The organism is Paracoccus litorisediminis (assembly GCF_009711205.1).
GTDB lineage: Bacteria > Pseudomonadota > Alphaproteobacteria > Rhodobacterales > Rhodobacteraceae > Paracoccus > Paracoccus litorisediminis.
This window is the reverse complement of sequence record NZ_WMIG01000006.1, coordinates 65,997-78,832: the sequence shown is the minus strand read 5'-3', so window position 1 is coordinate 78,832 and position 12,836 is coordinate 65,997. Positions and strand designations below refer to the sequence as shown.

The following is a 12,836-nucleotide window of genomic DNA, read 5'->3' as shown; positions in this document are numbered from 1 at the left end:
GGCGCTCACCGCGGGAAGGATTGGACGTTGCCGGCATCGACGTTCAGGATGTTCCCGGTCGATTTGGCGGAAAGATCGCTGGCGAAGAAATAGGCGCCCTCGGCGATATCCTCGGGCAGGACCGAGCGTTTCAGCATCGAGCGCTGGCGATACATTTCCTCAAGCCCTTCCTTGTCGGTCTTGTAGGTCGCGGCGCGCTGGTCCAGCCACTCGCCTTCCCAGATCTTGGAGCCGCGCAGTACGGCATCGGGGTTCACGACATTGACGCGGATCTGCGCTTCTGCCCCTTCCAGCGCAAGGCAGCGCGCCAGATGGATTTCGGCCGCCTTGGCCGTGCAGTAAGCGCTGGCATTGGGGCTGGCGGCGAGGCCGTTCTTTGAGGCGACGAAGATGATGGAACCGCCGATATCCTGCTTGCGCAGCAGTCTGAATGCCTCGCGCGAGACAAGGAAATAGCCGGTGGACAGAATGTCCATGTTCCGGTTCCACAAGGCCAGCGTGGTGTCCTCGACCGGGGCCGAAGAGGCGATCCCGGCATTCGAGACCAGAATGTCGACGCCTCCGAATTCGACAGCCATTTCGGCATAGGCAGCGATTACCTGAGCCTCGTCGGTGACGTTCATCTGCACGCTGCGGACGACATCCTTGCCGTGGCGGGCGGACAGTGCCTGCTGCGCGGTGGCCAATGCGGTGGCGTCGATATCGGCCAGCATGACGCAGGCGCCTTCGCTCAGGAAGCGTTCGGCGGTGGCGGCACCGATCCCGCCCGCGCCGCCGGTGACCAGCGCCACGCGTCCGGCCAAGGATTTCGGCTTGGGCATCCGTTGCAGTTTGGCTTCCTCGAGCAGCCAATATTCGATGTCAAAGGCTTCTTGCTCGGGCAGGCCCTGATAGGTGCTGACGGCGCTGGCCCCGCGCATCACGTTGATCGCATTGACATAGAACTCGCCCGAGATCCGCGCCGTGGCCTTGTCCAAGGCAAAGGTGATCATGCCGACACCGGGGATCAGGTAGACCACTGCATTCGGGTCCCGCAAGGCGGGGCTGTCGGGATGCTTGCAGCGATCGTAATAGGCCGCGTAATCCTCGCGGTAATCGGCGACGGCCTTTTCCAGCCCGGCAATGGTCGCGTCCAGATCGGGGGCGGCGGGGGCGAAATCGACCACCAGCGGGCGGATTTTGGTGCGCAGGAAATGATCCGGGCAAGAGGTCCCCATCGGGGCCAGAGTATCCAGCGCGTTCGAGCCTACGAATTCCAGCACGGCGGGCTGATCGTCGAAATGGCCGACCTTGTGGCGGTCCTTGGAAATCAGGCCACGGATCACCGGCATCAGCTTTGCCGCAACCTCGCGCCGTGCCGAGGCGTCCAATGTCGGGACCTTGGCGCCGCCGAATGCAGGCTTGCCCGCGGTCCGCTCCTCAAGCCATGCGGCGGCCTTGTTGATGATTTCCAGCGTGGTCAGGTAGCAATCCTTGGCGTCATCGGCCCAGGTGAACAGGCCGTGGCTTTCCAGCACGCAGCCGCGCGCCTGCGGGTTCTCGGTCGCGAATTTTTCCAGCCACAGGCCCAGTTCGTAGCCGGGCTTCTTCCATGGCAGCCAGCCGATCTCGCTACCAAAAATCTCGGCGGTCAACTCGCGAGAATTGGTCGATGCAGCAATGGCGATGATCGCATCGGAATGGACGTGATCGACATGCTTGCGGGGCACATAGGCATGCAGGGGCGTGTCGATGCTGGCCGCGCGCGGGTTCAGCGCGAAGGTGCAATGGGGCAGGTAGCCGACCATCTCATCCTCGAAGGCCAGCCCGCGATACTTGCCTTTCAGGGCGCGCAGCTTGTCCATGTAAAGGGTCGAAAATCCGTCCATCTTCATCGAGCCGATATCGCCGCCCGAGCCCTTGACCCACAGCACTTCGACCGTATCGCCGGTCAGCGGGTCGGTTTCCATCACCTTGGCCGAGGTATTGCCGCCGCCGTAATTCGTGACGCGCTTGTCCGAACCCAGCAGATTCGAGCGGTAAAGCAGCTTTTCCGATTCGCTCATTCCGTTGGCGCGGGCGTCATCCCACAGGTTCTCAAGCCGGTTGGCCGCAATTGTTCCAGTCATGGAAACCCTCCCTAGGCGGTCAAGACCTGCCGCGCTTCCCTGAGCGAATAAGACTCGGATTCGCGCAATCGTCAATCAGTTTCGATCATAATCGATCACTGTGCAGGCGCAGCAATCATGATTGCGATCAAATATGATTGACAGTGAGCGGTAATGATGGAAACTGATCCGTGGAACTAGGGGCGCATCATGCTGGAAACTGAACGTCATCGTATCATCCTTTCGGCCGTGCAGGAGCGGCCGGTGGTGACGGTTGGCGATCTGTGCGCGCTGACCGGCGCGTCCGAGGCGACTGTGCGGCGCGATATCGGCCAGCTGCATCTGGCCAAGAAACTGCGCCGTGTCAGGGGCGGGGCCGAGGCGATCTCGCCGCCGCAATTCGTCGGCATTAATGCGCGGCCCTTCGCGGTGAACCAGACGCTGCATATCGCGGAAAAGCGCGCCATTGCGCAGGCGGCGGTGGATCTGTGCGAAGATGGCGATGCGATCATCGTCAATGGCGGCACGACCACCTTTCAGATGGTGCATCCGCTGACCACGAAGCGGTTGCAGGTCTTTACCAACAGCTTTCCAATCGCCGAACATCTGCTGAAGCATTCCAAGAACACGGTTCTGGTTCCGGCGGGTGCGATCTATCGCGAACAGAACATTATCCTGTCGCCCTTCGACACCGATGGCAGCAACCATTTCTATGCCCGGCGCATGTTCATGGGCTGCCGTGGTCTTGGACCCTTGGGCCTGATGGAGGGGGACCCCCTTCTGGTTCAGGCCGAGCAGAAGCTGATCGATCAGGCCGATGAATTGGTCGTTCTGGCCGACAGTTCCAAATTCAACCAGCGCTCCAGCCTGCTTTTGTGCCCGCTGAACCGGATCCATACCGTCATTACCGACAGTGGGATCGAGGATCGCGCCGCGCAGATGCTGGAGGCTGCCGAAGTCCGTCTGATCGTGGCCGAGGCCGCGACGGACAGAAAAAAGCGCGCGCAGGAGGAGTGACGCGCAAAACCGCTCATAGGGGAGGAACGAATGAGCGTAATTGGTAAGGCACTGGCCACGGCTGCAATGGGTCTGGCTTTGATGACCACGGCGGCGCAGGCCGAGGAAATGCGCATCGCGCTGGTGGTAAAGGCGCTGGGGATCGGTTTCTTTGAGGCCGCGAACAAGGGCGCCGAGGAAGCCGCGAAAGAGCTTGGCGACGTCAAGATCATCTATACCGGCCCGACCGACACCACCGCTGAAGGCCAGATTGAGGTCATCAACAGCCTGATCGCGCAAAAGGTCGATGCCATCGCGGTTTCGGCCAATGACACCGATGCCCTTGTTCCGACGCTGAAAAAGGCGATGGATCGCGGCATCACCGTCATCAGCTGGGATTCGGGCGTCGCGCCGGAAGGTCGGCAGATGCACCTGAACCCGTCCTCCAGCTCGCTGATCGGCAACATGATCATCAAGCTGGCCGCGGACAATCTGCCGAAAGATGGGACCAGCGAAGTCGCGGTCCTGTCGGCCACCACCACCTCGACCAACCAGAACACCTGGATCGAGGAGATGAACAAGGTCGCCCCCAACTACCCGAACGTGAAGGTCGTGGGCACGGTCTATGGCGATGACCTTGCCGACAAGTCCTACCGCGAGGCCCAAGGCCTGATGCAGACCTATCCGAACCTCAAGGCGATCATCGCCCCGACGTCGGTGGGAATTGTGGCAGCAGCACAAGCGGTGACCGATGCCGGCAAGGTGGGGCAGGTGAACGTCACCGGTCTGGGGTTGCCCTCGGAAATGGCGGGGCATGTGAAATCGGGCGCGTCCAAATCCTTCGCGATCTGGAACCCGATCGATCTGGGCTATTCGGCGACCATGCTGGCCTATCATCTGGCCAAGAAGGATGCCGAGGCCAAGCCCGGTGCCTCGATCGCGATCGGTCGCATGGGTGAAGTGAAACTGGACGACAAGAACGAAGCCGCCATGGCCGATCCCTTCGTCTATGACGCGGGCAATATCGACCAGTTCAGCTCGATCTTCTGATCTGACTTGAACGGCACGGCCCGGCGTATCCTGCCGGGCCGACATCACAGGATCACTTTCATGCTGGCCAGAACAGGGGCCGCAGGCGGCACCGAACCGGTGCTGTCACTGCGCGGCATCGTCAAGACATTTCCCGGCGTGCGTGCCCTTGGCGGCGTGCAGCTTGACCTTTACCCCGGTCAAGTCACCGCCCTTGTGGGTGAGAATGGCGCGGGGAAATCCACCATCGTCAAGATCCTGACCGGGATCTATCAGCCCGATGAGGGGCAGATCCTTGTCGATGGCGCGCCGGTGCATTTCCCGACCGCGCAGGCGGCGGGTCATTCCGGCGTGACCGCGATCCATCAGGAAACGGTGCTGTTCGACGAATTGACCGTGGCCGAGAACATCTTCATTGGTCATGCGCCGCGTACCCGTTTCGGCCTGATCGACCGCAAGGCCATGCGTGACCGCGCGGGCGCGATCCTGCGCAGCATCGGGGCCGATCTGAACCCGATGGTGCGGCTGAAGGACCTTAGCATCGCCTCGCGCCATCTGGTCGCGATTGCGCGCGCGCTGTCGATCGACGCCCGCGTCGTCATCATGGACGAGCCGACCGCCGCGTTGTCGCATAAGGAAATCGCCGAGCTTTACGAACTGGTCGAGAAGCTGAAATCACAGGGCAAGGCGATCCTGTTCATCAGCCACAAATTCGACGAAATCTTCCGCATCGCCGACCGCTGGACCGTCTTCCGCGACGGGCAATTCGTCGGCGAAGGTTTGATGGCCGATGTGAAAGAAGCCGAACTGGTCCGCCTGATGGTCGGTCGCTCGGTCGACCAGATCTATCCCAAGCGCCCGGCGCAGATCGGAGCGCCTGCCTTGACGGTCGTCGGGTATTGCCATCCGACCGAGTTCGAGAACATCAACTTCACCCTGCATCAGGGTGAGATCCTTGGCTTTTACGGCCTTGTCGGCGCAGGCCGCAGCGAGGTCATGCAGTCTTTGTTTGGCATCACCCGCCCTTCGCGTGGGGCCTGCCGGATCGGGGACGACGTGCGGGTGATCCGCTCGACCGCGCAGGCGGTTCATGCGGGCATCGTCTATGTCCCCGAGGATCGCGGCAAGCAGGGCGCGGTCAAGGGCCTGCCGATCTTTCAGAACGTGACGCTGCCGTCGCTCGCGCGGACCAGCCGCGCGGGCTTCCTGCGGCTGGCCGAGGAATTTTCCCTGGCCCGCGACTATACCCAGCGGCTGGACCTGCGGGCGGCGAGCCTTGATCAGGATGTCGGCCTGCTGTCCGGGGGCAACCAGCAAAAGGTCGTCATCGCCAAATGGCTGGCGACCAAGCCCCGCGTCATCATCCTTGATGAGCCGACCAAGGGCATCGATATCGGCTCAAAAGCCGCCGTCCATGACTTCATGTCGGAACTCGCCGGGCAGGGGCTGGCGGTCATCATGGTCAGCAGCGAAATCCCCGAGGTTCTGGGCATGTCCGACCGCGTCATCGTCATGCGCGAAGGCCGCATCGCTGCCGAATATACGGGTGACGAGATGACCCCGGAAAACCTTGTCCGCGCCGCCGTCGGCATCAACTGAGGCACCGCATGAGCATCCTGAAATCCCGCGAGGCCATCCTTGCTTTTGCCATCCTTGCGCTGCTGGCACTGATCGCCAGCCGCTTTCCGGGCTTTGTCACGCCCGGAAACCTTGCCCGCGTGCTGACCGATACCTCGCCGCTGATCCTGCTGGCGCTGGGTCAGATGGCGGTGATCCTGACGAAATGCATCGACCTGTCGGTGGCGGCGAATTTGGCGCTTTGCGGCATGATTGCGGCGCTGATGAACGGGGCAGGGGTGCCGCTGCCGTTGATCCTGCTGGCGGTGATCGCGCTTGGCGCGGCGCTTGGCGCGGTGAACGGGTTGATGGTCTGGAAACTGGGCATCCCGTCCATCGTCGTGACCCTTGGTACGATGACGATCTATCGCGGCACGATCTTCCTGCTGACGGGCGGTGCATGGATCAACGCCCACCAGATGAGCGAGGGCTTCAAGGCCTTCCCCCGCACCATCATCGCGGGTCTGCCGGTGATGACATGGATCGCGCTGGCGGTGGTCGCGGGCGTTGCGGTGCTGATGAACCGTACGGCGCTTGGCCGCGCCTTCCATGCCGTCGGAGGCAACCCCCATGCGGCGGTCTATACCGGTATCTCGGTCGGCCGGACACAATTCGCGGCCTTTGTTCTGGCCGGGGCGCTGGCCGGGTTGACCGGCTATCTGTGGGTGGCGCGCTATGCCGTGGCCTATGTCGATATCGCCGGCGGGTTTGAATTGGACGTGGTTGCCGCCTGCGTCATTGGCGGCATCGCCATTGCGGGCGGCTCGGGCACGGTGGCGGGCTGCGTCATGGGGGCGCTGTTTCTGGGCATCATCAAGAACGCCCTGCCAGTCGTCGGCATCTCGCCCTTTTGGCAGATGGCGATTTCAGGCGCGGCGATCCTTGTCGCGATTGCCTTCAACGCCACCAGCCAGCGCGAAAGCGGCCGCATCATCCTGAAACAGGCGGAGCATCGGACATGACCACGGCAACCGGACGCCAGATACCCGACCGCCTGACCTCGCCCCTGTCGCGCGCCCTGAAAAGCTGGGAGGCCCTGCTTCTGGTCGTAGCCGTCGCGATTTTCATCGCGAATTCATTGGCATCTCCATATTTCCTCGACCCGTGGAACCTCAGCGACGCGAGCTTCAACTTCACCGAAAAGGCGATGATCGCCTTTGCCATGGCCATGCTGATCATCGCGGGCGAAATCGACCTGTCAGTGGGTTCGATCATTGCGCTGGCCTCGACCGTGATGGGGGCCGCGGCGGCAGCCGGGATGGGCACACCCGCGCTGGTCGTGCTGGGGCTGGGTACCGGGCTGGTTTGCGGGGCGTTCAACGGGCTTTTGGTCGCGCGCTTCGGCCTGCCCTCGATCGTCGTCACCATCGGCACGATGAGCCTGTTTCGCGGCATCAGCTACATCGCGCTGGGGGATGGGGCCTATACCACTTACCCGGACAGCTTTGCGTGGTTCGGGCAGGGCTATGTCTGGTGGGTCATTACCGTCGAGCTGGTGATCTTTGCGCTGGCAGCACTTGCCTTCGGCATCCTGCTGCACCGCACCAATTTCGGACGCATGGTCTATGCCATCGGCAATAACGCCACTGCCGCGCGCTTTTCCGGCATCCGGGTCGAGAAGATCCGCTTCATCCTGTTCCTGCTGACCGGGCTGATGAGCGGGATTGCCTCGATCTGCCTGACCTCGCGGCTGGGCTCGACCCGGCCCAGCATCGCCTCGGGGTTTGAACTTGAGGTCGTGACCATCGTTGTTCTGGGCGGCGTTAGCATCCTTGGCGGCTCGGGGTCGATCGCCGGTGTCGTGCTGGCGGCGCTGGTCATGGGGCTGGTGACATTCGGATTGGGGCTGTTGAACGTGCCAGGGATCGTCATGTCGATCATCATGGGTCTGCTGCTGATCTCGGTGATCGCGCTGCCCCGGCTTTGGACGATGCTGAGGAAATGATGCAGAAATACGCCTTTCGAATGCAGCTCAATCCCGGGATGGCGGATGAGTACCGCCGCCGCCATGACGCGATCTGGCCCGAGCTGGTCGCGCTGCTGAAGGATGCTGGGGTGCAGGACTATTCGATCCATCTTGACCCGGAAACCAACGCGCTGTTTGGCGTGCTGTGGCGGACCGACGATCACGGCATGGACGATTTGCCCGCCCATCCGGTCATGCAGCGCTGGTGGGCACATATGGCCGACCTGATGGCGACCCATCCCGACAATGAGCCCATTGCCATCCCCCTGATCCCGATGTTCCACCTGCCATGACCCGCATCGCCGTCATCGATATCGGCAAGACCAATGCCAAACTGGCCCTGGTCGAGGGCGAGACCCTGACGGAGATCGCTGTCGTCACACGCCCGAACCGCCCCTTGCCCGGCCCGCCATGGCCGCATACCGATCTTGAGGGGCATTGGCAGTTCTTCCTGCACCATTTGTCTGCCTTCCACGCGCAGCATGGGATCGATGCGATCTCGGTCACGACGCATGGTGCGGCGGCGGTGCTGCTGGATGGGGCAGGTGAGTTGGCCGCGCCGATGCTCGATTACGAGCATGACGGCCCGGACGCGGTCGCTGCCGCATATGATGCGATCCGCCCGGAATTCGCGCAGACCGGATCGCCCCGGCTGCCGCATGGGTTGAACCTTGGCGCGCAATTGCATTGGCAGCTGGGCCACGATCCCGACCTGTCGGGGCGGTTGGCGCATGTCCTGACCTATCCGCAATATTGGGGATGGCGGTTGACCGGTGAATTGGCCAGCGACGTGACCTCGCTTGGTTGTCACACCGATCTGTGGAACCCGTGGGAGGGCCGTTTTTCCGACCTCGTTTCGCGGCTGGGACTGGAGGGGCGGATTGCCCCGCCGCGTTGCCCGTCCGAGGTTCTGGGTCATCTGCGTCCCGAGCTTGCAGCAGCAACCGGCCTGCGGGCGGGCACACCGGTTGCTGTTGGCATACATGACAGCAACGCCTCGCTTTATCCCTATCTGCTGGGGCGGAAGGGGCCGTTTTCGGTGGTCTCGACCGGCACATGGGTCGTCGTGATGTCCATGGGGACGTCGCCCGTTGCGTTGGACCCGACGCGGGACGTTCTCGTCAATGTCAACGCGCTCGGGCAGCCGGTGCCCTCGGCCCGCTTCATGGGAGGTCGGGAATATGAGGTGCTGCGCGGGGGATCCGAGGCACACCCGACGGATGCCGACCGCGCGGAAGTGCTGCGGCGAGGGCTCATGATCCTGCCTGCGGTCGTGAGCGATTCCGGCCCTTTCCAGGGTCGCAAGATGCGCTGGACTTCGGAACCGCAGACCGAGGGTCAACGTATGCTGGCGTTATCGTGGTATCTGGCGCTGATGACGGACACCTGCCTGACTCTGACCGGATCGCGGGGACCCGCGCTGATCGAGGGGCCCTTTGCCCGAAACCCGGATTTCTGCGAGATGCTCGCGACGCTGAGGTCGGATGGGATCCAGATCGCCGGATCTGCAACAGGAACCTCCGCCGGCGCGGCATTGCTGTGCCTGCCCAAGGCAAATGCGTTGCCGACCACCCGCGTTCCCAGCGATGCGGGGATAAGCGGCTATGCGCAGGCATGGTGGGCAGAGGTAGGTTGACCCATCGCGTTGCGTGCTTGTGGCGCCAGATTTGGCGTGAGCTTGACGTTATGAAGTCAGGGTTGCGTGTGTGGCTCTGTCATCGGTTGTTGGAGGAAAACACCAGCGGGGCGGCAGATGACTGCAGATGACCGAAATCTAGCACTGATCAGTGTCTTTCTGTTTTACTTAGGAGCCAACACTTTGGCTGGCGTACGGAAGCCGAGGCATTTGCGCGGCGTGGTGTTCAACCCGGCGTAGAGAAATCGTAGATTCTCCTGGGACAGGCTGTTGGGATCGGTGTCGCGACAGAGCCAGCGCCGCAGCCGTTTTTTGGCGTTTGCGACGGCACCTTTCTGCCAAGGCGACCGGGCCTCGCAGAACCATGTTTGCGCGCCGACTTCAGCCTGTAAATGTGGCCTGTCGACGAATTCGGAGTCGCGATCGAATGTCACCGAGCGACAGGCATGGCGGGGCAGGGGCATCAACGCCTGCGCGATCTGGGACATGATCGGCTTGGCGCGCTTTTCTTCGTTCTTCAGCACAAGAAGGAACCGGCTGGTGCGCTCGATCATCGTGGCGACATTGGCCGGGCCGTATTTCTGCCTGAATAAGACCAAATCTTCCTCCCAATGTCCGAACTCCTTGCGATGCGCGATGACATCGGGACTGAACAAGATACTGAGTTCAGGGGCGAATTTCGGCGGCAGCCGTTTGCGCAACCGATAGCCACGGCGGCACCTGCGGCCCGAGGGAAGGTGACGCCAAAGTTCAGCGCGGCGGCCTTCCTCGGAATAGATGTGGCGGTAGATGGTCTCGTGGCAGACCGAGGCGGGCGCGCGCTCATAGCGCATCCGCCCGGCGATCTGCTCGGGCGTCCAGCCGGCGCGCAAGCAGCGCTCGACCTGGTCGCGCAAGCGCGGATCGCGGACGAGCTTGCGTCGCCGCGTCCGGCGGGCATCGCAGCGGCTCTGGGCCACGACACACCAATAGCCGCTGAGCTTCGGGATCTCGCTGTCGTGGAAATGATTGCGCTTGAGTTCGCGGAAGATCGTCGAGCGATGCCGGCCAAGTCGGCGGGCCATCTCATCAGGGCTCAGCTTGGCATGCCGCCAGCGCTCGATCTTGCCCCGATCAGAGAGCGAAAGGTGAGAAAACCGAACCTTCATTCTGCGATCCTTTCATGGCTCAACCCATTGTCGAGCATAAAAAGTCGCATTCAGAAATAGCACGTCCCCACTGTTCGCAAAGGCGTAGGATAATCACAATTATGTAATTCAAATGCCGTAATCATTTGTGACCGACATGTCACACCGTATTCGCTCCTGCGTGGCCTTACTGCGCTGAGGAAAAATCGGCTGCTACCATTCCCATGATGACTTCCTGATTCGAATGGCGATCAAGCCGCCGGAATGTGGGCGTTCAAGTTCCCGCTCGGCCCTCACGAAGGGGAATATACATGAAAGCACTACAAGTCGGGCTGATCGCGGCGGCTTCATTGAGCAGCGTGCCGGCCCTCGCGCAAGACCAGGATCTGGCCAAGCAGCTTTCCAACCCGGTCGCCTCGCTGATCAGTCTGCCGTTTCAGTTCAACCATGATTCCGGCTATGGCTCTGCTGACGGGGAAAAGAACGTTCTGAACGTCCAGCCGGTCATTCCGATTGATCTCAATGAAAATTGGAACGTCATCGCGCGGGTGATCGTCCCGATCATCGACCAAAAGGACATTGCCGGAGAGTCGGGCAGTCAATCGGGTCTTGGCGATATCCTTGCCAGCTTCTTCTTCTCTCCCAAGGAACCCACCGCGAATGGGCTGATCTGGGGGGCGGGTCCGGCCTTCTACTTGCCGACTGCCAGCGACGAATTGCTGGGGGCCGAGAAATGGGCCATCGGTCCGACTGCGGTCGTGCTGAAGCAAAGCGGCAACTGGACCTTTGGCGGACTGGCGAACCACCTGTGGTCGGTTGCCGGAGAGGATGACCGCAACGACATCTCCTCGACCTTCCTGCAACCTTTCATGGCCTATACCACGCCCACTGCCTGGACATTCTCGCTGAACACCGAGTCGACCTATGACTGGAAGGCTGAGGAATGGAGCGTGCCGATCAACATGCAGATCGCTAAGTTGATGCAATTCGGCGCTCAACCCGTCAGCTTGCAGGTCGGAGCCCGCTACTGGGCGGACACGCCCGAGAATGGACCGAAGGACGACTGGGGTGCGCGAGCCTCGGTGACCTGGCTGTTCCCGAAAGGTTGAACTGCGCCTGTCCGCATGAGGTTGCGACGTAGTGAGACAGCTTGATAATCCTCATGCCCGAAAACCGGGCATGAGGGACAGAAATTGTCTAAATTAATTGCATTACGCTCGAATATTATTGATCGACACTTGGCGTATAGGGACGGATTGCCAACTCGTCTGAGCTGGATCGTCGGGACTAAGCTGGGCGATTTGCACAAGGCTGCGTCCGGTTCTCATATCCACGCGCGGGGCTTGTAAATGACAGCCAATGTGGATCCGTCGCGTTCCGACAAACTGCGCGAGCTTTTTCCCGGCCTTGCGGTTTCGGTTCTGGTGGCGGCGACGGCGCAGTTCCTGTCCGAGCATTACGGCGCGCCTGCCATGCTGATGGCCCTGTTGCTGGGGCTGGCGCTGAATTTTCTGGCCGATGAGGGCTCGCGCACCGCGCCCGGCATTGGCTTCACCGCCCGCACCGTGCTGCGGCTGGGGGTAGCGCTGCTGGGCGCGCGGATCTCGGTCGAGATGCTGGCAGGTCTGGGTGGGGCGGCGATCGCGCTGGTGGTGGCGGGGGTGGTGCTGACCATCCTGTTCGCGCTGGCCGTCACCCGGCTGATCGGCCGCGACTGGCGCTTTGCCTTGCTGACCGGCGGCGCGGTGGCGATTTGCGGTGCCTCGGCCGCCATGGCGATTGCCGCCGTCCTGCCCCGGCACGAGAAATCCGAGCGCGATCTGGTCTTTACCGTGCTGGCGGTGACGGTGCTGTCGACCGTGGCCATGGTGATTTATCCGATGCTGGCGCAGGTCTTTGGGCTGGATGCCCGCGATGCCGGGGTCTTCCTGGGCGGCACCATCCATGACGTGGCCCAAGTGGTCGGCGCGGGCTTTTCGATCAGCCCCGAAGCCGGAGAGACCGCAACTCTGGTCAAGCTGATCCGGGTGTCGATGCTGGCCCCGGTCGTGCTGGTCTTTTCACTGGCGATCCGGGCGCGCGGGCTGGCCGATCAGGTCGAGGGCCAGCGCCCACCCTTGCTGCCGGGTTTCGTGCTGGGTTTTCTGGTGCTTGCCGCCGTCAATTCGGCCGGGCTGATCCCGGTCTGGCTGGCCGATGCCGCGGGCGCGCTGTCCAGTTGGGCGCTGCTGGTCGCCATTGCCGCGGTCGGGATCAAGACGGAACTGGGCAGGATGCTGGATGTGGGCGCAGGCGCGATGGTGCTTCTGCTGGCCCAAACCGTCTTTCTGGGAGCTTTTGTCGTGACCGGACTGCATTGGCTGCAATAGCGCCCTGTG

The 12,836-nt window shown here is 62.2% G+C and carries 11 protein-coding genes; 9 read left to right on the top strand and 2 right to left on the bottom strand.

Annotated features, from left to right (window positions below; genetic code table 11):
- Nucleotides 1–5: 5 nt before the first annotated feature.
- Nucleotides 6–2,108, bottom strand: a complete 2,103-nt coding sequence (locus GL300_RS13010; RefSeq protein ID WP_155040070.1) for a bifunctional rhamnulose-1-phosphate aldolase/short-chain dehydrogenase — start codon at nt 2,106–2,108, stop codon at nt 6–8.
- Between the two features lie 189 nt (nt 2,109–2,297).
- On the opposite strand from GL300_RS13010, the gene GL300_RS13005 reads away from it, so the two are divergent.
- The 7 genes from GL300_RS13005 to GL300_RS12975 are packed head-to-tail and all read left to right on the top strand — an operon-like array spanning nt 2,298 to nt 9,331.
- Complete coding sequence (locus GL300_RS13005) at nt 2,298–3,104, top strand: DeoR/GlpR family DNA-binding transcription regulator (RefSeq protein WP_155040069.1); 807 nt, start codon at nt 2,298–2,300, stop codon at nt 3,102–3,104.
- Nucleotides 3,105–3,134: 30 nt separating this feature from the next.
- The gene (gene rhaS, locus GL300_RS13000; protein ID WP_155040068.1) at nt 3,135–4,133 is read left to right on the top strand and encodes a rhamnose ABC transporter substrate-binding protein; all 999 of its coding nucleotides are present in this window, start codon (nt 3,135–3,137) and stop codon (nt 4,131–4,133) included.
- A gap of 60 nt (nt 4,134–4,193) precedes the next feature.
- Nucleotides 4,194–5,711, top strand: a complete 1,518-nt coding sequence (locus tag GL300_RS12995; protein ID WP_155040067.1) for a sugar ABC transporter ATP-binding protein — start codon at nt 4,194–4,196, stop codon at nt 5,709–5,711.
- Nucleotides 5,712–5,719: 8 nt separating this feature from the next.
- Nucleotides 5,720–6,691 carry an ABC transporter permease gene (locus tag GL300_RS12990; protein WP_155040066.1) on the top strand — a complete coding sequence of 324 codons (972 nt, stop codon included), beginning with the start codon at nt 5,720–5,722 and terminating at the stop codon, nt 6,689–6,691.
- Nucleotides 6,688–7,674, top strand: a complete 987-nt coding sequence (locus tag GL300_RS12985; protein ID WP_155040065.1) for an ABC transporter permease — start codon at nt 6,688–6,690, stop codon at nt 7,672–7,674. The genes GL300_RS12990 and GL300_RS12985 overlap by 4 nt, the downstream gene beginning before the upstream one ends.
- A complete protein-coding gene (rhaM, locus tag GL300_RS12980) occupies nt 7,674–7,988 on the top strand; it encodes an L-rhamnose mutarotase (RefSeq protein WP_211595061.1) in 315 nt (104 codons plus the stop codon). The genes GL300_RS12985 and rhaM overlap by 1 nt, the downstream gene beginning before the upstream one ends.
- Nucleotides 7,985–9,331, top strand: coding sequence for an FGGY-family carbohydrate kinase (locus tag GL300_RS12975; protein ID WP_155040063.1), 1,347 nt, complete (start codon nt 7,985–7,987; stop codon nt 9,329–9,331). The genes rhaM and GL300_RS12975 overlap by 4 nt, the downstream gene beginning before the upstream one ends.
- Before the next feature lie 164 nt (nt 9,332–9,495).
- On the opposite strand, the gene GL300_RS12970 is transcribed toward GL300_RS12975, so the two are convergent.
- The gene (locus tag GL300_RS12970) at nt 9,496–10,479 is read right to left on the bottom strand and encodes an IS30 family transposase (protein ID WP_155040062.1); all 984 of its coding nucleotides are present in this window, start codon (nt 10,477–10,479) and stop codon (nt 9,496–9,498) included.
- Between the two features lie 290 nt (nt 10,480–10,769).
- Between GL300_RS12970 and GL300_RS12965 the strand changes: the two genes are divergently transcribed.
- Nucleotides 10,770–11,567, top strand: a complete 798-nt coding sequence (locus GL300_RS12965) for a transporter (protein WP_155040061.1) — start codon at nt 10,770–10,772, stop codon at nt 11,565–11,567.
- Between the two features lie 240 nt (nt 11,568–11,807).
- Entirely contained in the window at nt 11,808–12,827 is a 1,020-nt protein-coding gene (locus GL300_RS12960; protein WP_155040060.1) for a YeiH family protein, read from the top strand.
- Nucleotides 12,828–12,836 lie beyond the last annotated feature (9 nt).

Excerpts from the sequence above, each read along its gene's own strand:
- GL300_RS13010 (WP_155040070.1), bottom strand. The coding sequence starts at position 2,108 with ATGACTGGAACAATTGCGGCCAACCGGCTTGAGAACCTGTGGGATGAC.
- GL300_RS13005 (WP_155040069.1), top strand. The coding sequence starts at position 2,298 with ATGCTGGAAACTGAACGTCATCGTATCATCCTTTCGGCCGTGCAGGAG.
- rhaS (WP_155040068.1), top strand. The coding sequence starts at position 3,135 with ATGAGCGTAATTGGTAAGGCACTGGCCACGGCTGCAATGGGTCTGGCT.
- GL300_RS12995 (WP_155040067.1), top strand. The coding sequence starts at position 4,194 with ATGCTGGCCAGAACAGGGGCCGCAGGCGGCACCGAACCGGTGCTGTCA.
- GL300_RS12990 (WP_155040066.1), top strand. The coding sequence starts at position 5,720 with ATGAGCATCCTGAAATCCCGCGAGGCCATCCTTGCTTTTGCCATCCTT.
- GL300_RS12985 (WP_155040065.1), top strand. The coding sequence starts at position 6,688 with ATGACCACGGCAACCGGACGCCAGATACCCGACCGCCTGACCTCGCCC.
- rhaM (WP_211595061.1), top strand. The coding sequence starts at position 7,674 with ATGCAGAAATACGCCTTTCGAATGCAGCTCAATCCCGGGATGGCGGAT.
- GL300_RS12975 (WP_155040063.1), top strand. The coding sequence starts at position 7,985 with ATGACCCGCATCGCCGTCATCGATATCGGCAAGACCAATGCCAAACTG.
- GL300_RS12970 (WP_155040062.1), bottom strand. The coding sequence starts at position 10,479 with ATGAAGGTTCGGTTTTCTCACCTTTCGCTCTCTGATCGGGGCAAGATC.
- GL300_RS12965 (WP_155040061.1), top strand. The coding sequence starts at position 10,770 with ATGAAAGCACTACAAGTCGGGCTGATCGCGGCGGCTTCATTGAGCAGC.
- GL300_RS12960 (WP_155040060.1), top strand. The coding sequence starts at position 11,808 with ATGACAGCCAATGTGGATCCGTCGCGTTCCGACAAACTGCGCGAGCTT.